Origin of the sequence: Acidovorax sp. 1608163, assembly GCF_003669015.1 — a bacterium.
In the GTDB taxonomy this organism is placed as follows: domain Bacteria; phylum Pseudomonadota; class Gammaproteobacteria; order Burkholderiales; family Burkholderiaceae_C; genus Acidovorax.
Map to the genome: position 1 here is coordinate 1,363,404 of NZ_CP033069.1, position 19,660 is coordinate 1,383,063.

The following is a 19,660-nucleotide window of genomic DNA, read 5'->3' on the forward strand; positions in this document are numbered from 1 at the left end:
ATGCTTCTACAGCGCGTTATCACTGCCCTGGTCTTGCTGGCCATTTTGCTGCCAGCCCTGTTTTACCCCTCCATCGCGCCCTTTGCTCTGGTAGTGCTGGTGTTCATGGCCGCCGCTGCGTGGGAGTGGGGGCGTTTGAATGGTTGCAGCCATGCTGTGTCCATCGGCCTTTCGGTGGTGTGCTCCGCTTTGTGTGCGGCCGCATGGTGGGCAGGTTGGGTGGTGCAGCCCTTGTCCACGCTTTGGATGGTGGGCGGTGGGCTGTGGGTGGTCTGCGCCGCGTGGCTGTTGCGCGCCGGGGTGCCGGGCTGGCCTCAGGTACCTGCGCCTGTGCGCATCGTGCTGGGCGTGCTGGCGCTGTGGCTGGCGTGGCTGGCCGTGGTGCAGGCGCGTAGTTTGGGTATCAATTTTCTTTTGTCCGTGCTCACGCTGGTGTGGGCGGCTGATATTTTTGCCTACTTTGCGGGGCGGGCATTTGGCCTGCGTTTTACCCGGGGCAAGCTTGCGCCCTCCATCAGCCCGGGCAAAAGCTGGGAGGGTGTGTGGGGGGGGCTGGCAGGTGTCTTGTGTCTGGCCATCGTCTGGGTCGTAGCGGATCGTTATTGGCAAGCAGATGTCGCCAGCTTCTACACGCGGCTTTATGGTGCGGGGTGGTGGTTTTTGGCGATTGCCGTGGTGTTCATGGTGGCCATGAGCGTGGCGGGTGACTTGGTGGAATCGCTGATCAAGCGCAGCGCTGGTGTGAAAGACAGCAGTGGCCTGCTGCCAGGCCATGGTGGGGTGCTGGACCGGGTGGATGCCCTGCTGCCTACCTTGCCGCTGGCGTTGATGCTCACCCGACTTATTTCTGTATGAAGCAAAGAATCACGGTATTGGGCTCCACGGGCTCCATTGGCAAAAGCACGCTGGATGTGGTGTCTCGCCACCCTGAGCGGTATGAAGTGTTTGCGCTGAGCGCGGCAACCCAGGTCGATCTGATGCTGGAGCAGTGCGCCCGCTTTCGCCCCCAGTTTGCGGTGATGGCCAGTGGGCCGCATGCCCAGTTGTTGTCAGAAAAAATCAAGCAAAATGGGCTTCCAACGTCCGTACTAAAAGCGCAAGATGCTCTTGAAATCATAGCGTCGCATGAGTCGGTAGATGCGGTGATGGCGGCCATTGTGGGAGCGGCTGGGCTGGCGCCCTGCCTGGCTGCCGCCCGTGCAGGCAAGCGATTGCTGCTGGCCAACAAAGAGGCCCTGGTGGTGGGCGGCGGCTTGTTTATGCAGGCGGTGCGCGATGGGGGCGCGACGCTGCTGCCGATCGACAGTGAGCACTCCGCCATTTTTCAGTGCCTGCCAGAAGACCCGGCCTGCTGGGCCGAGCGCGTTGACCATATTTTGTTGACAGCTTCGGGCGGCCCGTTTCGCACGCGTGCGCCTGACACGCTGGCGCAAATCACACCGCAGCAAGCCTGTGCGCACCCCAACTTCTCCATGGGGCGCAAAATTTCGGTGGACTCTGCCACGATGATGAACAAGGCGCTCGAGGTGATCGAAGCCCGTTGGCTGTTTGGCTTGGCACCCGAGCAGATCAAGGTGGTGATCCATCCTCAGCAAATCATCCACTCCATGGTTCAGTTCAACGACGCTTCCATCCTTGCCCAACTGGGTACGCCGGACATGCGTGTGCCGATTGCCTGTGGCCTGGCCTGGCCTGAGCGCATCGAGAGCGGGGCCGGCCGATTGGATTTCGCTGCGCTGACGGCGTTGACCTTCGAGCAAGCCGATGCCCACCGGTTTCCGGGGCTGCATCTGTCCTGGCAAGCATTGAATGCGCCAGAGGGCACCACGGCGGTGCTCAATGCCGCCAATGAAGTGGCGGTGGAGGCCTTTTTGGCTGAGCGTTTGCGTTTTGACCATATTCACGCGGTCAACCTTGCAACTTTAGAGGCCGTGCCGCCCTCCAAGCCGGATTCGCTGGAGTCGCTGCTGGGGCTGGATGCACAGGCCCGCGATGCAGCCCGGCGCATTGCCGCCTCCATGGCGCTTTGATCGGCCGTTTCTTCTGGAGCTTCGTATGCTGACCGTGGTTGCTTTTTTCGTCGCGCTGGGTCTGCTCATTGCTGTGCATGAATACGGGCATTACCGTGTCGCAGTGGCTTGCGGAGTCAAGGTGCTGCGGTTCTCCGTGGGTTTTGGCAAACCCCTGCTGATGTGGCGTGCCAAAGGCTCAGGCACTGAGTTTGTTTTGGGTCTGTTTCCTCTGGGAGGCTATGTTCGCATGCTGGACGAGCGCGAAGCCCCGGTAGAGCCCCATGAGCGCCACCTGGCTTTCAATACCCAGCCCTTGCGGTCGCGTGCCGCAATCGTGGCGGCAGGTCCCTTGGCCAATTTGTTGTTAGCGGTTTTGCTGTATTCGTTGGTCAATTGGGGGGGCGTGCAGGAGCCCAAGGCCGTTTTGTCCAGCCCCGTCGCGGGCTCTATCGCCCAGAGTGCAGGCTTGGCGGGCGGCGAGTTGGTGCGCCGCGCTGCGGCGGGCGATGAGGAGCTGGCCCCTATGCGCTCTTTTGAAGAGCTGCGCTGGGTTTTGACCCAGGGCGCCCTGGATGGCCAGCGTGTGCGCCTGGAGCTGGAGCCTGCACCCGGCGCATCACTGCGCGAGGTGACTTTGGACCTCTCCACCCTGAACGTGCGTGATGCCGATGCCCAACTGTTTCGGAAGATTGGGGTGTTTGCACCCTGGACGCGCCCAGCCATTGGCGAGGTGATGGCTGGCGGTGCTGCCGAGCGTGCGGGCCTTCGCCAGGGGGATCTGGTGCGCAAGATTGGGCAGACTGCAGTGGTGGATGGCATGCAGTTGCGTGAATTGATTCGCACGTCGGTGCGCGGCGATCAAGATGTCATGCAGTCGTGGCAGGTTGAGCGCGGTGGGCAATTGGTGGCGCTGGAGGTGATGCCTGATGTGGTCCAGGAGCCCACGGGTGCGGTGGGGCGCATCAATGCCTACGTCGGTGGCAACCCTGAAATGGTGGAGGTGCAGTATGGCCCCCTGGAAGGCTTGTTTAAAGGCGCTGACCGTACCTGGGAGGTGTCTGCCCTGACTTTGCGCATGATGGGGCGCATGCTGGTGGGAGAGGCATCGCTCAAGAACCTGAGCGGCCCATTGACGATTGCTGACTACGCAGGCCGCTCGGCTGAAATGGGGTTGATGCAGTACTTGGCCTACCTGGCTCTCATCAGCGTGAGCCTGGGGGTGTTGAACCTGTTACCTCTGCCAGTGCTCGATGGCGGGCACCTGATGTATTATCTTTGGGAGGGAGTCACAGGCAAAAGTGTCTCCGACACCTGGACGGAATACCTTCAGCGTGGCGGCGTTGCAGTCCTTGCCGTGATGATGTCTATCGCTCTCTTTAACGATATCTCCCGATACCTCGCCAAACTTCTGGCCGTATTTGCCTAGCCATATCGGCTTCAGTTTCATTCATGAAAAAACACATTACTCGCCTTGGCGTGCGTACTGCATCTGCCGTTGCTGCCATGGTATTCGTCGCCAACGCGGCGTGGGCCCTGGAGCCTTTCAAGGTCCAGGATATCCGTGTGGAAGGTCTGCAGCGCGTGGAGCCTGGGACGATCTTTGCCTCCATGCCGCTGCGCGTGGGCGACGATTACAACGACGACAAGGGGGCGGCCGCCATTCGCGCGCTGTTCGCTTTGGGTTTGTTCAAGGATGTGCGTCTGGAAGCCAATGGCAATGTGCTGGTGGTCGTGGTGGAAGAGCGCCCCACGATTGCCGATGTCGACTTTGCGGGGACGCGCGAATTCGACAAAGAGGTTCTCAAGAAAGCCATGCGCGACGTGGGCCTGACGGAAGGGCGCCCGTTTGACAAGGCGCTGGCAGACCGTGCGGAGCAGGAACTCAAGCGCCAGTACATCAACCGCAGCCTGTATGGCGCCGAGGTGGTGACGACGGTGACCCCCATTGAGCGCAACCGGGTGAACCTGACGTTCACCGTGGTGGAAGGCGAGCCCGCCCGCATCAAGGAAGTGCGCATCAATGGCAGCAAGGCATTCAGCGAATCCACGCTGAAAGGCTTGTTTGACCAGGACACTGGCGGCTGGCTGAGCTGGTACACCAAGTCCGATCGCTATTCGCGCACCAAGCTCAACGCCGATCTGGAAACCCTGCGCTCCTACTACCTGCAGCGTGGTTACCTTGAGTTTCGGGTGGACTCCACCCAGGTGGCGATTTCGCCAGACAAGCAGGACATCACCATCACCGTGAATGTGACTGAGGGCGAGCGCTTTGTGGTGGCAGGAGTGAAGCTGGAAGGCAACTACCTGGACCGTGAAGACGAGTTCAAATCGCTGGTGAGCATCCGTGCGGGTGAGCCCTACAACGCAGACCAGGTGACGGAAACCACCAAAGCGTTCTCTGAATACTTTGGCCGTTTTGGTTTTGCTTTCTCGCGCGTTGAGGCGGTGCCTGAAATCGACCGCGAAAACAACCGCGTCACGCTGGTGTTGCAGGCTGAGCCATCGCGCCGTGCCTACGTGCGCAAGATCAATGTGAGTGGCAACAACCGCACCCGCGACGAAGTGATTCGCCGCGAGTTCCGCCAGTACGAGGCCGCATGGTACGACGGGGAGCGCATTCGCCTGTCGCGCGACCGCGTGGACCGCCTGGGCTTCTTCACCGAAGTGAATGTGGAGACGCAAGATGTGCCCGGCTCTCCTGACCAGGTGGACCTGGTGGTGAACGTGGCTGAGAAGCCCACAGGCTCGCTGCAACTGGGCGCTGGCTTCTCCAGCGCTGAAAAAGTGGCGCTGTCGTTCGGCATCAAGCAAGAGAACTTCTTTGGTTCGGGCAACTACCTGGGTATTGACGTCAACACCAGCAAGTACCGCCGTACGCTGGTGTTCAGCACCACCAACCCCTATTTCACGCAAGACGGTATCTCCCGCACTGTGGACGTGTATTACCGCACCGACAAGCCTTACGAGGACCAGGGCGGTAACTACGAATTGGTCACCACGGGTGCCTCCATGCGCTTTGGTGTGCCATTCAGCGAGATCGATACCGTGTTCTTCGGTGGTGGGCTGGAGCAGACCCAGATCAAGGCAGGGACCAACATCCCCGCCACGTACTTGGCCTACGCCAACACCTATGGCGCCACCAGCAACTCGATTCCTTTGACGATCGGCTGGTCGCGCGATGACCGTGACAGTGCCTTGGCACCCAACTCGGGCCGCTACCAGCGACTCAATTCCGAGTGGTCAGTGGCCGGTGACGCCCGTTATGTACGAGGCAACTACCAGTACCAGCAATACATCCCTTTGAACAAGCGCTTCACGGTCGCCTTCAATGGTGAGTTTGGGTATGGCAAGGGGCTCAATGGCCGTCCGTTCCCTGTGTTCAAGAACTTTTACTCGGGTGGTCTTGGCTCCGTGCGTGGCTTTGATCAAGGCACGTTGGGTCCACGTGACGTGACTGGCGCATCCTTGGGTGGCCCGAAGAAGGTCACGCTCAATGCCGAGTTGGTGGCGCCATTCCCAGGCGCGGGCAATGACCGCACCTTGCGCGTCTTCACTTTTGTGGACGTGGGTAACGTGTACGGCGAAGACCAGAAGGTGACATTCAGCGACATGCGTGCTTCGGCAGGGGTCGGTTTGAGCTGGATTTCCCCCTTGGGCCCATTGCGCCTAGCCTTTGCGCAGCCAGTGCGTAAGTTCGCTGGCGATAAAATCCAGAAACTGCAATTCCAGATTGGAACGTCTTTCTAATGAAATCCCTTTTCCGTCAGACATCTTTGGCCCTGTTGATGGGCGCAACCGTCTTTGCCGTCTCGGCACAGGCGCAAGAGTTCAAGGCAGGTTTCGTCAACACGGATCGCATCTTCCGTGAAGCCAACACCGCCAAAACGGCGCAGGCCAAGCTGGAGCAGGAATTTGCCCGTCGTGAGAAAGAACTGGTCGATATCGGCAGTTCGCTCAAGACCGCCACCGACAAATTCGAGCGCGAAGCCCCCACCATGGCGGAGAGCCAGCGCACAACCCGCCAGCGCCAGTTGGTCGATCAAGACCGTGACTTTCAGCGCAAGCGCCGCGAGTTCCAGGAAGACCTGAGCGCCCGCAAGAACGAAGAGTTGGCCCAGGTTCTGGAGCGCGCCAACAAGGTCGTCAAGCAAGTGGCTGAGGCCGAAAAGTACGACGTGATCCTGCAAGAGGCCGTGTACATCAACCCCAAGCACGACATCACCGACAAGGTGATCAAGGCTTTGAATGCTGCCAAGTAATTGGATGCAACGGGTGGTCGGCGCGTGAGCTTGCTTCTTGGGCAGATGGTGGATGCGCTGGGCGGCTCGCTCGAAGGTGGGGGGCGGGACACCGCCATCCACCGGATCGCGCCGCTGGAGGTTGCCGGCCCGGGTGACATCAGTTTTCTGAGCCACCCGCGCTACCAACAGCAACTGGCCGCCTCTCAGGCGGCCTGTGTCATTGTGGCGCCTGCCATGCGCGAGGCCGCCTTGGCGCGCGGCGCCTGCATCGTGGTGGACAACCCTTATGTCTACTTTGCCAGGGCCACGCAGCTGTGGAAGCAGCAGCACGCGCCTGCGCGCCCGGTGGGCATTCACCCCAGTGCGGTGGTGGATCCCACGGCTCAAATTCACCCCACGGCCACCATCGGTCCGTTGTGTGTGGTCGAGCGCGGTGCCGTGGTGGGGGAGGGCACGGTGCTCACCTCTCGGATCACGCTGGGCGAGAACTGCCGTGTGGGTGCGCGTTGTCTGCTGCACCCCGGTGTCGTCATTGGGGCCGATGGTTTTGGATTTGCGCCCTCTCAAGGCACCTGGGTCAAGATTGAGCAACTGGGTGCGGTGCAGATCGGGGACGACGTGGAGATTGGCGCCAACACCTGCATTGACCGTGGCGCACTGCAAGACACCGTGGTCGAGGACGGTGTGAAGCTCGACAACCTGATCCAGATTGGGCACAACGTGCGCATTGGTCGCCACGCGGCCATGGCGGGGTGTGTAGGGGTGGCCGGCAGTGCCACCATTGGTGCCCACTGCACCGTGGGTGGCGGTGCCATTGTGCTGGGCCACTTGGAACTGGCAGACAATGTGCACGTCTCTGCAGCCACGGTGGTCACCCGCTCGCTGTCGCGCCCAGGTCAATACACTGGCATGTTTCCCATCGACGACAATGCGAAGTGGGAAAAGAACGCTGCAACACTCAAACAACTGCACAGCTTGCGTGAGCGCATCAAGGCGCTGGAGCAAGCCCTCAAAGCAGCATGAACGGAAGAACAATTCGATGATGGATATCCACGCAATTCTCAAGCAACTGCCCCACCGTTACCCGTTTCTACTGGTGGACCGCGTGCTCGAGCTCGAGCGCAATGAGCGCATTCTGGCCATCAAGAATGTGACTTTCAACGAGCCCTATTTCATGGGGCATTTCCCAGGCCGCCCTGTCATGCCTGGGGTGCTGATTCTGGAAGCGCTGGCACAGGCCGCAGGCCTGCTGGCCTTTGATGCCATGGGCCAGGTTCCTGACGAAAACAACATCTACTACTTTGTTGGCATTGATGGCGCCCGCTTCAAGCGCCCGGTGGAGCCTGGTGACCAACTGCACCTGGAGATCAAGATTGACCGCGTGCGCGGTGGCATCTGGAAGTTCAAGGGCGTGGCCCGCGTGGGCGATGAAGTGGCCTGCGAGGCTGAGTTGATGTGCACCATGCGTGCCGTGGGCTGATTTGACCGATCGTGAGCAATATCCACGCAACTGCGGTCATCGATCCAGCCGCCAGTATTGACCCGACGGCGACCATCGGGCCTTATGCGGTCATTGGCCCGCAGGTCTCGATCGGCGCGCGCACGGTAGTGGGTGCCCATTGCGTGATCGAGGGGCGCACCACGATTGGCGAGGACAACCGGATTTTCCAGTTTGCCTCGCTCGGGGCGCAGCCCCAGGACAAGAAGTACGCGGGCGAGGCCACCGAGCTGGTTATTGGCCATCGCAACACCATCCGCGAGTTCTGCACCTTCAACACCGGCACGGTGCAAGACCGTGCCGTGACCCGTGTGGGGGATGACAACTGGATCATGGCTTACGTGCACATTGCGCACGATTGCCAGGTGGGCAACCAGACCACGCTGGCCAACAACACCACCTTGGCGGGCCATGTGGATGTGGGTGATTGGGCCACCGTGGGTGGCTTGACCGGGGTGCTGCAGCGCATGCGCATCGGTGCGCACACCATGGTGGGCTTTGCCAGCCATATCGGCAAGGATGTGCCTCCGTTCATGGTGGTCGATGGCAACCCGCTGGCCGTGCGCGGTGTGAACCTGGTGGGTTTGCGCCGCCGCAGCTTTTCTGATGAGCGCATTGCGGCCATCCGTGAAATGCACAAGCTGCTGTACCGACAGGGGCTGACGCTGGAGCAAGCGCGCGAAGCGATCTTGGCGTTGCCCCAGCAGATGCCGCAGGCGCAGGACGATGTGGCGTTGATGGACGCCTTCATCGCCAGCTCTGCCGCTGGCATTGCCCGTTGAGCGCGTGCTGATGGAATCCACCCCTCGCATCGCAATGGTGGCGGGCGAGGCCTCTGGCGACTTGCTTGCAGGCCTGCTGCTGGATGGCTTGCAGGCCCAATGGCCCGACCTCCAATCCCAGGGCATTGGCGGCCCGCACATGGCACGCCGGGGTTTTGAATGCCTGTGGCCCAGTGAAAAGCTGGCCGTGCATGGTTACAGCATGGAAGTGCTGCGCCGCCTGCGCGAGTTGCTGGGCATCCGCAAGCAACTGCGTGAGCGGCTGCTGCGCGAGCGCCCTGGCGTCTTCATCGGTGTGGATGCCCCCGATTTCAATTTGGGGCTGGAGGCGGACTTGCGGGCGGCGGGCATCAAGACCGTGCATTTTGTCTGCCCCTCCATTTGGGCGTGGCGAGCCAACCGGGTGGAGAAAATCCGCCGCAGTGCCGACCATGTGCTGTGCATTTTTCCGTTTGAGCCTGCGTTGCTGGCCCAGCACGGCATTGCTGCCACCTACGTGGGCCATCCCCTGGCCAGCGTCATCCCTCGGGTGCCTGACCGCGCTGCGGCACGTGCCGCGCTGGGGTTTGCGGATCAAGACGAGATCCTGGCGATCCTGCCCGGCAGCCGTTCGTCCGAGGTGCAGTACATTGCGCCGCCCTTCTTTTCGGCTGCAGCGCTTATCCATCAAACGCGACCAGCTACTAAATTCATAGTACCAGCGGTGCCGCTGCTGCAGGGGCGCATTGAGCAACTGGTGCGTGCCGCCGGGCTCGAAGGGGTGGTGCGCGTTGTCACAGGCCAGTCGCACACCGTGCTGGCCGCCTGCGATGCCACCTTGATCGCCAGCGGCACGGCCACGCTGGAGGCCGCTTTGTTCAAGCGCCCCATGGTCATCGGCTACCACATGCAACCGCTGAGCTGGTGGCTGATGCGCCGCAAGCAATTGCAGCCCTGGGTGGGGTTGCCCAATATTTTGTGCGGCGAGTTTGTGGTGCCGGAGCTGATCCAGGATGCCGCCACCCCCCAGGCGTTGTGCGCGGCCACCCTGCAATGGCTGCAGGCCAAAGAGCAGCAGCCTGAAAAGATCCACGCGCTGGAGCAGCGCTTTGATGCCCTGCATGAAAGCCTGCAGCGCAACACCTCTCAACTGGCCGCCGATGCGATCCAAAAAGTCCTCGCATCCTGACGCCTTTCCTGAGCAAGCCAGCCTGCCGTGGCACCCGCCCGGGCTGGTGGCGGGGGTGGATGAGGCCGGGCGCGGTCCGTTGGCCGGGCCTGTGGTGGCGGCGGCCGTCATCCTGGACGACCTGCGCCCCATTGCGGGCCTGGCCGACTCGAAGAAGCTCACCGCCGCCCGGCGCGAAAAACTGTTCGATGAAATCCGTGCCAAAGCCCTGTGCTGCAGCATTGCGCAGGCCAGTGTGGAGGAGATCGATCAACTCAACATCCTGCAGGCCACGATGCTGGCCATGCGCCGTGCCGTCATGGGCTTGCGGCTCAAGCCGGTGATGGTGCTGGTGGACGGCAACCGCATCCCGCAGCTCGATATCCCTGCAGAGGCCATCGTCAAAGGCGATGCGCTGGTGCAATCCATTTCCGCAGCGTCCATTTTGGCCAAGGTGCACCGCGACCGCTGGTGCGCCGAGGTGCACGGGCAATTCCCCCAGTACGGGTTTGCAGGGCACAAGGGCTACGGCACGGCCGTGCACATGGCCGCCTTGAAAGAGCACGGGGCCTGTGTCCACCACCGCCGCTCGTTTGCGCCTGTAGCGCAGGTGCTGGCGATTGCCGCTGGTGCCCCTGAGAAAACCATCGCATGACCTCTGCTGCCGTCACCCTCATCCAGTCCCGCGACAACGCCCTGATCAAGGACTTGCGCCGCCTGGCGCAAGACACCACGGCCTACCGCAAACAAGGCCGCGTGTGGCTGGAGGGCGACCACCTGTGCCGCGCAGCGCTGGACCGCTCCATTCGCCCCTCCATGGCGGTGTTTTCGGAGTCTTTTTGGCCCCAATGGCAATACGATAAAGCGCTGGCAGCTATCAAAATAATAGTGATTCCAGACGCCTTGTTCAAAGACATCAGTGGGCTGGAGTCCCCGGCCGGCATGGGGTTTTTGTGGGACATGCCTGCGGCACAGCCCCTGGACCCCGCCGCTGCCACGGTGGTTCTGGACCGGGTGCAGGACGCGGGCAATGTGGGTTCCATCTTGCGCAGCGCTTCGGCCTTTGGCTTTCGCCAGGTGCTGGCCATCAAGGGCAGTGCGGCCCTGTGGTCGCCCAAGGTGCTGCGTGCGGGCATGGGTGCCCACTTCGCGCTCAGTTTGGTCGAAGGCGTGAGCGAGCAGGATCTGGATGCCTTGCAGGTGCCGCTGGTGGTGACCAGCTCGCATGGCGGCAGCTACCTGCACCAGGCAGCCTTGCCCTGGCCTTGCGCCTGGGTCATGGGGCACGAAGGGCAGGGCGTTGCTGCGTCGCTCGAAGCCCGGGCCGCCTTGCGCATCCGCATCGCCCAGCCGGGGGGCGAGGAATCTTTGAACGTGGGCGCCGCCGCCGCCATTTGCCTGCATGCCAGCGGCGCCATGCGCTCCGCGTAAGCGAGCGCTTAACCCTTTCTCTGCGAACCATGTTGCGGTGCATCATTTTGCATCGTGGTTTTTGCCCGATGCGGGTATAATCAGGGGCTTTTCTCGCAACAGCGTCGCCCGACCGCACCCAAAGCAATAACCCATCTGAGAGCAGCCACTGGCACTCGCCTTGCGAGTGGCCTGCAGGCGCCGGGCGACCGTAACCATCCGGAGAACCCAGTGCTTTTGTCTATCCAGGGAACCTTCCCGCCCGCCATCCTGGCGCTCGCAGACGGCACGGTCTTTATCGGCAATTCGATTGGTGCCACCGGCACCACCGTCGGCGAAGTGGTTTTCAACACCGCTATCACCGGCTACCAGGAAATCCTCACAGACCCCAGCTACTGCCAGCAGATCGTGACGCTCACGTATCCGCACATCGGCAACTACGGTGTCAATGCCGAGGACGTCGAAGCCGACAAGATCCACGCCGCAGGTCTCATCATCAAAGACTTGCCTTTGCTGTCCAGCAACTTCCGCGAGTCCGAAACGCTCTCGCAGTACCTGGTCCGTGAAAACACGGTCGCCATTGCCAACATCGATACCCGCAAGCTCACCCGCCTGCTGCGCAGCAAGGGCGCGCAAAACGGCGCGATCGTCGGTCTGGCGGCAGGCCAGTCGGTGACGCAGGCATTGATTGATGAGGCGGTGGCCAAAGCCAAGGCCGCCCCCAACATGGCGGGCCTGGACTTGGCCCAGGTGGTGACCACGGCCACCCGCTACGAATGGACCCAGACCGAGTGGAAGCTGGGCTCGGGCTACGGCGAACTCACTGCCCCCCAGTTCCATGTGGTGGCTTACGACTTTGGCGTCAAGAAAAACATCTTGCGCATGCTGGCCGAGCGCGGTTGCAAGGTCACCGTGGTGCCCGCCAAGACGCCCGCAGCCGACGTGCTGGCCCTCAACCCCGATGGCGTGTTCCTGTCCAACGGCCCGGGTGACCCAGCCCCTTGCGACTACGCCATTGCCGCTGCGCGCACCTTGATGGACAGTGGTGTGCCCACGTTCGGTATCTGCCTGGGCCACCAGATCATGGCCCTGGCCTCGGGTGCCAAGACCTTCAAAATGGTCAACAGCCACCATGGTGCCAACCACCCCGTGAAAGACCTGGACACTGGCCGCGTGAGCATCACCAGCCAGAACCATGGCTTTGCGGTGGACATGGAGTCGTTGCCCGCCACGCTGCGCCCCACCCACATCAGCCTGTTCGATGGCACGCTGCAGGGTCTGGAGCGCACTGACAAGCCCGCGTTCTGCTTCCAGGGCCACCCTGAGGCTTCTCCCGGTCCGCACGACATCGCCTACCTGTTTGACCGCTTCACCCGCGCCATGCAGGCAGCGAAAGCAGCGTAAGAAGCTCGTTTCGAGAAGGTCTTGCCCCATGAAATTGTTCAGTTTCCCCGCAGCCTCGCTGGAAAAAGCGATCCACAAGCGTGTGCTAACCTTGCCTTCGCCCCACAAAGAGTGGTTTACCGAGCGTTGGCAGCAAAAGCCTTACAAAAAGGCGTTCATTGAAAACAAGGCCATGCCGTTGGTGACCCTGGTGGCCAAGGGCAAAACCTGGGATGACGCCACGTTTGCCGAGGCAATGCAGGACTGGGATGTGACGTTTTATGAGGCCGAAGCCGAAGTGCTGCGCCCGCTGATTCAAGGCGATGGCCTTTTGCAGCTGATGCAAAAGAACCTGCCCCCAGAGCGTGTGCAGGCCCTTCTCGACAAGCTGACCCTGCGGCGCGACGCGATTGCCGCCGCCCCATCCTCCAGCCCCCAGGCAGCCGAACCTACGATCGACTGATCGACGCACCATGCCAAAACGTACCGACATAAAAAGCATCCTCATCATTGGCGCCGGCCCGATCATCATCGGCCAGGCCTGTGAATTCGACTACTCCGGCGTACAGGCCTGCAAGGCCCTGCGCGAAGAGGGCTACAAGGTCATCCTGATCAACAGCAACCCCGCGACGATCATGACCGACCCGGCCACGGCCGACGTCACCTACATCGAGCCCATCACCTGGCAGACGGTCGAGAAGATCATCGCCAAGGAACGCCCCGACGCCATCCTGCCCACCATGGGTGGCCAGACCGCGCTGAACTGCGCGCTGGACCTGTGGCACAACGGCGTGCTCGACAAGTACAAGGTCGAGCTCATCGGCGCCACGCCCGAGGCCATCGACAAGGCCGAAGACCGCTTGAAGTTCAAGGACGCCATGACCAAGATCGGTCTGGGTTCCGCGCGCTCGGGCATCGCCCACAGCATGGACGAAGCCTGGGCCGTGCAAAAGAGCGTGGGCTTCCCTACGGTGATCCGCCCCAGCTTCACGCTGGGCGGCACGGGCGGCGGCATCGCCTACAACCCCGAAGAATTCGAGACCATCTGCAAGCGCGGCCTGGAAGCCTCGCCCACCAACGAACTGCTGATCGAAGAGTCGCTGCTTGGGTGGAAAGAGTACGAGATGGAAGTGGTCCGCGACAAGGCGGACAACTGCATCATCATCTGCTCCATCGAGAACCTGGACCCCATGGGCGTGCACACGGGCGACTCGATCACCGTGGCCCCCGCGCAAACGCTGACGGACAAGGAATACCAGGTCTTGCGCAATGCGTCCCTGGCCGTGCTTCGCGAAATTGGCGTGGACACCGGTGGCTCCAACGTGCAGTTCTCGATCAACCCCAAGGACGGCCGCATGGTCGTGATCGAGATGAACCCGCGCGTCTCGCGCTCCTCGGCGCTGGCCTCCAAGGCCACGGGCTTCCCGATCGCCAAGGTCGCGGCCAAGCTGGCGGTGGGCTATACGCTCGATGAGCTCAAGAACGAAATCACGGGCGGTGCTACGCCCGCTTCGTTCGAGCCCTCAATCGACTACGTGGTCACCAAGATCCCACGTTTTGCGTTCGAGAAGTTCCCCACGGCCGACAGCCGCCTGACCACGCAGATGAAGTCCGTGGGCGAAGTCATGGCCATGGGCCGCACCTTCCAGGAATCCTTCCAGAAAGCCCTGCGCGGCCTGGAAGTGGGCGTGGATGGCATGAACGAAAAGACCCAGGACCGCGAAGTGCTCGAAAAGGAACTGGGCGAGCCCGGCCCTGAGCGCATCTGGTATGTAGGTGACGCCTTCGCCATGGGCCTGTCGGTCGACGAAGTGTTTGAGCTGACCAAGATCGACAAGTGGTTCCTGGTGCAGATCGAGCAGATCGTGAAGATCGAGCTGGACATCGACAAGCTGGTGGCCGAAAAGGGTGACGGTGCCCTGGCGGCGCTGGATGCCGGCACGCTGCTCACGCTCAAGCAAAAGGGGTTCTCGGACCGTCGCTTGGCCAAGCTGCTCAAGACCACCGAGAAGGCAGTGCGCGAAGCACGCCGTGCGCTTAAGGTGCGCCCCGTGTACAAGCGTGTGGACACCTGTGCGGCCGAGTTCGCCACCAACACCGCGTACCTGTACTCCACCTACGAAGTCGCACCTCACGGTGGAGTCGCCGAGTGTGAGTCGGAGCCTACGAACAACAAGAAGATCATGGTGCTGGGCGGCGGTCCCAACCGCATTGGCCAGGGCATCGAGTTCGACTACTGCTGCGTGCACGCCGCGCTGGCGATGCGCGAAGACGGCTATGAAACCATCATGGTCAACTGCAACCCCGAGACCGTCTCCACCGACTACGACACCTCCGACCGCCTGTACTTCGAGCCCGTGACGCTCGAAGATGTGCTGGAGATCGTGGACAAGGAAAAGCCGGTCGGCGTGATCGTGCAGTACGGCGGCCAGACGCCCCTGAAGCTCGCCCTGGGCCTCGAGGCCGAAGGCGTGCCAATCATCGGCACCACGCCCGACATGATCGATGCGGCCGAAGACCGCGAGCGCTTCCAGAAGCTGCTGGGTGACCTGGGTCTGCGCCAGCCGCCCAATGCCACGGCCCGTACCGAACCTGAAGCCCTGGAAAAGGCCGCTGCCCTGGGCTATCCCCTGGTGGTGCGCCCCAGCTACGTGCTGGGCGGCCGTGCGATGGAAATCGTGCATGAGCAACGTGACCTGGAGCGCTACATGCGCGAAGCCGTCAAGGTGAGCAACGACTCGCCCGTGCTGCTGGACCGCTTCCTGTCCAACGCCATCGAGTGCGATGTGGACTGCGTGCGTGACTCCGCAGGCGTCACCTTCATCGGTGGCGTGATGGAGCACATCGAGCAGGCCGGCGTGCACAGCGGCGACTCTGCCTGCTCGTTGCCTCCGTACTACCTGTCGCAGCCGACCATCGACGAGATCAAGCGCCAGACCGCCGCCATGGCCGAAGGCCTGAGCGTGGTCGGTCTGATGAACGTGCAGTTTGCCATCCAGGAAGTCGACGGCAAGGACGTGATCTACGTGCTCGAAGTGAACCCGCGCGCCTCGCGCACGGTGCCCTTCGTGAGCAAGGCCACCGGCATCCAGCTGGCCAAGGTGGCGGCACGCTGCATGGCGGGCCAGACTCTGGCCTCGCAAGGCATCACCAAGGAAGTGACCCCGCCGTACTTCAGCGTGAAGGAGGCCGTGTTCCCCTTCGTGAAGTTCCCCGGCGTGGATACCATCCTCGGCCCCGAGATGAAGTCCACCGGCGAAGTCATGGGCGTGGGCAAGACCTTCGGCGAAGCCTTCGTGAAGAGCCAGCTCGGCGCGGGCACCAAACTGCCTACCTCGGGCAAAGTGTTCCTCACCGTGAAAAATGCCGACAAGCCGCGTGCTGTGGACATCGCCCGCCAACTGGTGGCGTTGGGCTTTGAGTTGGTGGCGACCAAGGGCACCGCCGCTGCGATTGCCGAAGCTGGCGTGCCTGTGGGCGTGGTGAACAAGGTGACCGAAGGTCGCCCGCACATCGTGGATGCGATCAAGAACAACGAGATCGTCATGGTCATCAATACCGTAGAAGAGCGCCGCAATGCGATCGCCGATTCGCGTGCGATCCGCACCAGCTCGCTGCTGGCCCGCGTGACCACCTTCACCACCATCTTTGGTGCCGAGGCGGCTGTGGAAGGCATGAAATACCTCGACAAGCTCGATGTGTATTCGGTGCAGGAACTCCACGCCCAATTGGCAGCTTGAGGCGCCCCGATCGCGTTGTTTGAGGGTGGCCTGAGCCATCGCAAAAGCGGCATAATCGGCCCCTGACCAGACACCGCCGCGCGGCAACGTGCGGCGGTTTCCTTTTGTAGGGTCGTGAATACGTGGTGTCTGCGCAGTAGCGCCGACCGACCTCATACCGACCCAATGGCTGCAGCCCTGTGGCGCTGCAGTTGTCCTGATTTATGGAGAGTGACACGAATGGCCACCATTCCAATTACCAAGCGCGGCGCTGAAATACTCAAGGAAGAGCTGCATCGACTCAAGACCGTGGAGCGCCCCTCCGTGATCACTGCGATTGCGGAAGCCCGTGCCCAGGGTGACCTGAGCGAAAACGCTGACTACGACGCAGCGAAAGACCGCCAGGGTTTTATCGAAGGACGCATTCAGGAGATTGAAGGCAAGCTCTCCGTGGCCCAGGTGATTGACCCTAGCGCCGTCGACGGTGGCGGCAAAGTGGTGTTTGGCGCCACGGTGGAACTGGAAGACGAAGAGTCTGGCGATTTGGTGAAGTACCAAATCGTGGGGGAGGACGAGGCCGATCTGAAGAAGGGGCTGATCAACATCTCCAGCCCTATCGCCCGTGCGTTGATTGGCAAGGAAGAGGGCGACACCGCTGAAGTGCAAGCCCCAGGCGGTATCCGTCGCTATGAGGTGGTGGCTGTCAGCTACCTGTGACCAGGGATTGACCACCATGCCCGGGCGTATTCCCCTACTGGCTGCTGCCTTGTGGTGGGGCAGCCTATCCACCGTTGGCTTGTTGGTGGTGCCTTTGCTGTTTGCCCACCTTCCATCGCCTGCCATGGCAGGGGGCATGGCTGCCCAGTTGTTTGCTGCACAGACCTGGGTGTCTGTCGGCTGTACCTTGCTGCTGCTTTTGGTTTCCAGGCCAAAAGGGTCTGTAGCGCAATATCCATGGGCGCAAGCAGCTATGATTTTTATAGTGGGCGGCATGTTGCTGGCGCTGCTGTCCCAGTACGGTGTGGCGCCACGCATTGTGGCGCGGCAGGACTTGCGCCTGTGGCACAGCGTGGGGTCGGTGATGTTTGCGCTTCAGTGGGTGTGTGCCTTGGTGGTTTTGCTGCACATGCTGCCGAAGTCTCAGGCCTTGGTGCCGTCAGAAGCCGATGGTGTGGACGGGCCTGCGCGGGGCGCCTGAGTGCGTTTGCGCTGTTTTGGCTGCTCCGCATTGACAGCGGTGTTGCGCAGTCCACGGCCATAAAAAAACCCGCTGAGTGCGGGTTTTTTTATGGCCGTGGTGGGGTACTGGACTATTCTTTCCAGTGCTCTGCCACCCACGTGGCGGGGCGTATGTAGCGAAAGCGTCGATTGCGTCGGCCCGCTAGCGCGTCGGGGGGGTTGCACTCGCCATGAAAAATCACCACGCGTGCATCGGGCGGCACAAATGGGGCTTTCCAGTAGTTGGTGGGCCAGGCTGGAATGCCATGGTATTTGAAGCTGGGGCACCAGCTGGCAGGCCAGTATTGCAACTTGCCTTGCTTGTGCAGGAAATCCGAGAGATACGCCTGCTCGTTGCGAAACTGTTGCCGAATCTCGGCAAAGTGGCCGCGAAAGTACTCCAGTACATCGGGGTGGGCGCCCAGTTCAAAGCGGTACACCGACGAGTTGCCCGTGACGCGCCAAGGCCGCTTGTAATCGTGAATGATCAGGAATTCGCCCGGTTGGGTGAAGAAGTCATCCAGGCTGCCGGTGACCACCACGTCCACATCCAGGAACAGTGCCGTGCCCTTGAGCCCGTGCAGGTCCGCGCTGAACGTCACCAGCTTGGTCCAGCCCCGCTCGGGGATGCCGGGCGGCAAATCCAGAGGGGGAATCGGCAGGCACTGCACCTCGCTTCGGATACCGGTGTTATCGTCGGTCAAGCAGACAAACCGGAAGTCGCCAGTGAGGTGGCGCCGCACCATGGCGTAGAGCCGATTGACGTACTCGGGGCCGTATTTCTTGCCCCATTTCATGCAGATGATGTGGCGTTCGCGCCCGGCGGTGTCTCCGTGTCCTGGCATCGGGATCAGTCAGCCTGGCGCTTTTTGATGGACTTTTGCTTGGGCTTGGCGCGCTTGATCTGGCCGCCGGACGTCAAGCGCTGGTTGCCCAGCACGCGCAGCTGCTTGATTTCAGGGCGCTGGCCGCCGCGTTTGCTGAACTTGAGCACCTTCACGTCGCGAGGGCCAGGCATGCGGTCCTCGTCGATCGCACGCTCTTTGGCAGGCATCGGGCGCCACAGCACCAGCAGTTTGCCGATGTGTTGGATCGGGGCGGCATTGAGTTCTGCCGCCACTTCTTGGTAAATGAGTTCGCGAGCGACCCGGTCATCACCGAACACGCGGACCTTGATCAGTCCGTGGGCGTTGAGCGCCGCGTCGATTTCTTTTTTGACCGCAGGGGTCATGCCGTCTCCACCGACGAGGACCACAGGGTCCAGATGGTGGGCATTGGCGCGGTGTTCCCGGCGCTCTGCGGGAGTCAATTGAATTTGGGGCATGGCCGTATTATCGAGGCAGGAAGAAAAACACAATGAAAGTAAAAACCCAAAGCAAGAAGGTCAACAAGGCATGGCTCAACGACCATGTCAACGACACCTATGTCAAGTTGGCCCACAAAGAGGGTTACCGCGCCCGCGCCGCCTACAAGCTCAAGGAAATTGATGAGCAGCTGGGGTTGATCAAGCCTGGCTACACGGTGGTCGATCTGGGCTCCACCCCCGGAGCCTGGAGCCAGTATGTGCGCCGTCGTCTGTCTCCGTCGGGGGCGGCTGCAGGGCAGCTCAATGGCAGCATCATCTCGCTGGACATCTTGCCCATGGAGCCCATTGAGGGCGTGACCTTCTTGAACGGCGATTTTCGCGAGCCTGAGGTCTTGGCGCAACTGGAACAGGCACTGGATGGGCGGGTGGTGGACGTGGTGGTGTCAGACATGGCGCCCAACCTCTCCGGCATTGAGTCTGCCGACGCTGCCCGTATTGCGCACTTGGTGGAGCTGGCGGTGGAGTTCGCCTGTGCCCATTTGAAGCCTGATGGCGCTTTGGTGGTCAAGCTGTTTCACGGCAGTGGCTACAGCGACTTGGTGAATTTGTTCAAACAGACCTTCAAAGTCGTCAAGCCCCTCAAACCCAAGGCCTCGCGTGACAAGTCGTCGGAAACTTTTTTGGTTGGCATGGGGTTGAAGGCCAAGCCGTAATCGCATGGCGGTTCTGCAGGCGTTCGCTTCAAGTGTGCGGGGCTTCTGCACTGTCCTCGGGGTTGAATTTTCTTGATGAAAATCAATTTTGGCCTGTGACGCCCCCTCCATCCCGCGTGGAGTCCATGGGCACTAGGGGGAATAAGACTGGCTCTGTGGCTTGAAAGACCTAAAATCACCCAAAGCTATAGCCTCAATGGGCATGCAGCCATTTTTCTCCCTTGTAACTGG

General features: G+C 61.5%; 19 protein-coding genes. 17 read left to right on the plus strand and 2 right to left on the minus strand.

Annotation, left to right across the window (positions count from 1 at the left end):
* From EAG14_RS06100 to EAG14_RS06175, 16 genes are all read left to right on the plus strand, one after another.
* A complete protein-coding gene (locus EAG14_RS06100; RefSeq protein WP_121728365.1) occupies positions 1 to 855 on the plus strand; it encodes a phosphatidate cytidylyltransferase in 855 nt (284 codons plus the stop codon).
* Positions 852 to 2,030 carry a 1-deoxy-D-xylulose-5-phosphate reductoisomerase gene (gene ispC / locus EAG14_RS06105; RefSeq protein ID WP_121728366.1) on the plus strand — a complete coding sequence of 393 codons (1,179 nt, stop codon included), beginning with the start codon at positions 852 to 854 and terminating at the stop codon, positions 2,028 to 2,030. Before EAG14_RS06100 ends, ispC begins: the two co-directional genes overlap by 4 nt.
* A gap of 25 nt (positions 2,031 to 2,055) precedes the next feature.
* Entirely contained in the window at positions 2,056 to 3,438 is a 1,383-nt protein-coding gene (gene rseP / locus EAG14_RS06110; protein WP_121728367.1) for an RIP metalloprotease RseP, read from the plus strand.
* A 23-nt stretch (positions 3,439 to 3,461) separates the two neighbouring features.
* Positions 3,462 to 5,759 carry an outer membrane protein assembly factor BamA gene (gene bamA, locus EAG14_RS06115; RefSeq protein ID WP_099656201.1) on the plus strand — a complete coding sequence of 766 codons (2,298 nt, stop codon included), beginning with the start codon at positions 3,462 to 3,464 and terminating at the stop codon, positions 5,757 to 5,759.
* Positions 5,759 to 6,271 carry an OmpH family outer membrane protein gene (locus EAG14_RS06120; RefSeq protein WP_099656200.1) on the plus strand — a complete coding sequence of 171 codons (513 nt, stop codon included), beginning with the start codon at positions 5,759 to 5,761 and terminating at the stop codon, positions 6,269 to 6,271. The genes bamA and EAG14_RS06120 overlap by 1 nt, the downstream gene beginning before the upstream one ends.
* A gap of 24 nt (positions 6,272 to 6,295) precedes the next feature.
* On the plus strand, positions 6,296 to 7,276 hold the full coding sequence (lpxD, locus tag EAG14_RS06125) for a UDP-3-O-(3-hydroxymyristoyl)glucosamine N-acyltransferase (protein WP_121730331.1): 981 nt from the start codon (positions 6,296 to 6,298) through the stop codon (positions 7,274 to 7,276).
* A 16-nt stretch (positions 7,277 to 7,292) separates the two neighbouring features.
* Positions 7,293 to 7,733, plus strand: a complete 441-nt coding sequence (fabZ, locus tag EAG14_RS06130) for a 3-hydroxyacyl-ACP dehydratase FabZ (protein WP_099656199.1) — start codon at positions 7,293 to 7,295, stop codon at positions 7,731 to 7,733.
* An 11-nt stretch (positions 7,734 to 7,744) separates the two neighbouring features.
* A complete protein-coding gene (lpxA, locus tag EAG14_RS06135) occupies positions 7,745 to 8,533 on the plus strand; it encodes an acyl-ACP--UDP-N-acetylglucosamine O-acyltransferase (RefSeq protein ID WP_099656198.1) in 789 nt (262 codons plus the stop codon).
* 10 nt (positions 8,534 to 8,543) lie between these two features.
* On the plus strand, positions 8,544 to 9,701 hold the full coding sequence (lpxB, locus tag EAG14_RS06140) for a lipid-A-disaccharide synthase (protein WP_121730332.1): 1,158 nt from the start codon (positions 8,544 to 8,546) through the stop codon (positions 9,699 to 9,701).
* Positions 9,673 to 10,335, plus strand: a complete 663-nt coding sequence (gene rnhB, locus EAG14_RS06145; RefSeq protein ID WP_121728368.1) for a ribonuclease HII — start codon at positions 9,673 to 9,675, stop codon at positions 10,333 to 10,335. The genes lpxB and rnhB overlap by 29 nt, the downstream gene beginning before the upstream one ends.
* Positions 10,332 to 11,111: an RNA methyltransferase gene (locus tag EAG14_RS06150; protein ID WP_121728369.1), complete on the plus strand. Its 780-nt coding sequence runs from the start codon at positions 10,332 to 10,334 to the stop codon at positions 11,109 to 11,111. The genes rnhB and EAG14_RS06150 overlap by 4 nt, the downstream gene beginning before the upstream one ends.
* A 210-nt stretch (positions 11,112 to 11,321) precedes the next feature.
* Positions 11,322 to 12,494, plus strand: a complete 1,173-nt coding sequence (gene carA, locus EAG14_RS06155) for a glutamine-hydrolyzing carbamoyl-phosphate synthase small subunit (protein ID WP_099656195.1) — start codon at positions 11,322 to 11,324, stop codon at positions 12,492 to 12,494.
* Positions 12,495 to 12,522: 28 nt separating this feature from the next.
* Positions 12,523 to 12,936 (plus strand): hypothetical protein, encoded by a 414-nt coding sequence (locus EAG14_RS06160; protein WP_099656194.1) that lies wholly within the window; start codon positions 12,523 to 12,525, stop codon positions 12,934 to 12,936.
* 10 nt (positions 12,937 to 12,946) lie between these two features.
* Entirely contained in the window at positions 12,947 to 16,213 is a 3,267-nt protein-coding gene (carB, locus tag EAG14_RS06165) for a carbamoyl-phosphate synthase large subunit (RefSeq protein WP_121728370.1), read from the plus strand.
* A gap of 219 nt (positions 16,214 to 16,432) precedes the next feature.
* Entirely contained in the window at positions 16,433 to 16,909 is a 477-nt protein-coding gene (gene greA / locus EAG14_RS06170) for a transcription elongation factor GreA (protein ID WP_099656192.1), read from the plus strand.
* 16 nt (positions 16,910 to 16,925) lie between these two features.
* Positions 16,926 to 17,390: a DUF4149 domain-containing protein gene (locus tag EAG14_RS06175; RefSeq protein WP_121730333.1), complete on the plus strand. Its 465-nt coding sequence runs from the start codon at positions 16,926 to 16,928 to the stop codon at positions 17,388 to 17,390.
* A 112-nt stretch (positions 17,391 to 17,502) separates the two neighbouring features.
* On the opposite strand, the gene EAG14_RS06180 is transcribed toward EAG14_RS06175, so the two are convergent.
* A complete protein-coding gene (locus tag EAG14_RS06180; protein WP_099741687.1) occupies positions 17,503 to 18,255 on the minus strand; it encodes a glycosyltransferase in 753 nt (250 codons plus the stop codon).
* A gap of 5 nt (positions 18,256 to 18,260) precedes the next feature.
* A complete protein-coding gene (locus EAG14_RS06185; protein WP_099656190.1) occupies positions 18,261 to 18,734 on the minus strand; it encodes a YhbY family RNA-binding protein in 474 nt (157 codons plus the stop codon).
* 32 nt (positions 18,735 to 18,766) lie between these two features.
* On the opposite strand from EAG14_RS06185, the gene EAG14_RS06190 reads away from it, so the two are divergent.
* The gene (locus EAG14_RS06190; protein WP_099656189.1) at positions 18,767 to 19,429 is read left to right on the plus strand and encodes an RlmE family RNA methyltransferase; all 663 of its coding nucleotides are present in this window, start codon (positions 18,767 to 18,769) and stop codon (positions 19,427 to 19,429) included.
* Positions 19,430 to 19,660: the final 231 nt, after the last annotated feature.

Bases quoted from the DNA above. Each gene is read 5' to 3' on its own strand.
- EAG14_RS06100 (WP_121728365.1), top strand. From the start codon at position 1: ATGCTTCTACAGCGCGTTATCACTGCCCTGGTCTTGCTGGCCATTTTG.
- ispC (WP_121728366.1), top strand. From the start codon at position 852: ATGAAGCAAAGAATCACGGTATTGGGCTCCACGGGCTCCATTGGCAAA.
- rseP (WP_121728367.1), top strand. From the start codon at position 2,056: ATGCTGACCGTGGTTGCTTTTTTCGTCGCGCTGGGTCTGCTCATTGCT.
- bamA (WP_099656201.1), top strand. From the start codon at position 3,462: ATGAAAAAACACATTACTCGCCTTGGCGTGCGTACTGCATCTGCCGTT.
- EAG14_RS06120 (WP_099656200.1), top strand. From the start codon at position 5,759: ATGAAATCCCTTTTCCGTCAGACATCTTTGGCCCTGTTGATGGGCGCA.
- fabZ (WP_099656199.1), top strand. From the start codon at position 7,293: ATGATGGATATCCACGCAATTCTCAAGCAACTGCCCCACCGTTACCCG.
- lpxB (WP_121730332.1), top strand. From the start codon at position 8,544: ATGGAATCCACCCCTCGCATCGCAATGGTGGCGGGCGAGGCCTCTGGC.
- rnhB (WP_121728368.1), top strand. From the start codon at position 9,673: ATGCGATCCAAAAAGTCCTCGCATCCTGACGCCTTTCCTGAGCAAGCC.
- EAG14_RS06150 (WP_121728369.1), top strand. From the start codon at position 10,332: ATGACCTCTGCTGCCGTCACCCTCATCCAGTCCCGCGACAACGCCCTG.
- EAG14_RS06160 (WP_099656194.1), top strand. From the start codon at position 12,523: ATGAAATTGTTCAGTTTCCCCGCAGCCTCGCTGGAAAAAGCGATCCAC.
- carB (WP_121728370.1), top strand. From the start codon at position 12,947: ATGCCAAAACGTACCGACATAAAAAGCATCCTCATCATTGGCGCCGGC.
- greA (WP_099656192.1), top strand. From the start codon at position 16,433: ATGGCCACCATTCCAATTACCAAGCGCGGCGCTGAAATACTCAAGGAA.
- EAG14_RS06175 (WP_121730333.1), top strand. From the start codon at position 16,926: ATGCCCGGGCGTATTCCCCTACTGGCTGCTGCCTTGTGGTGGGGCAGC.
- EAG14_RS06180 (WP_099741687.1), bottom strand. From the start codon at position 18,255: ATGCCAGGACACGGAGACACCGCCGGGCGCGAACGCCACATCATCTGC.
- EAG14_RS06185 (WP_099656190.1), bottom strand. From the start codon at position 18,734: ATGCCCCAAATTCAATTGACTCCCGCAGAGCGCCGGGAACACCGCGCC.
- EAG14_RS06190 (WP_099656189.1), top strand. From the start codon at position 18,767: ATGAAAGTAAAAACCCAAAGCAAGAAGGTCAACAAGGCATGGCTCAAC.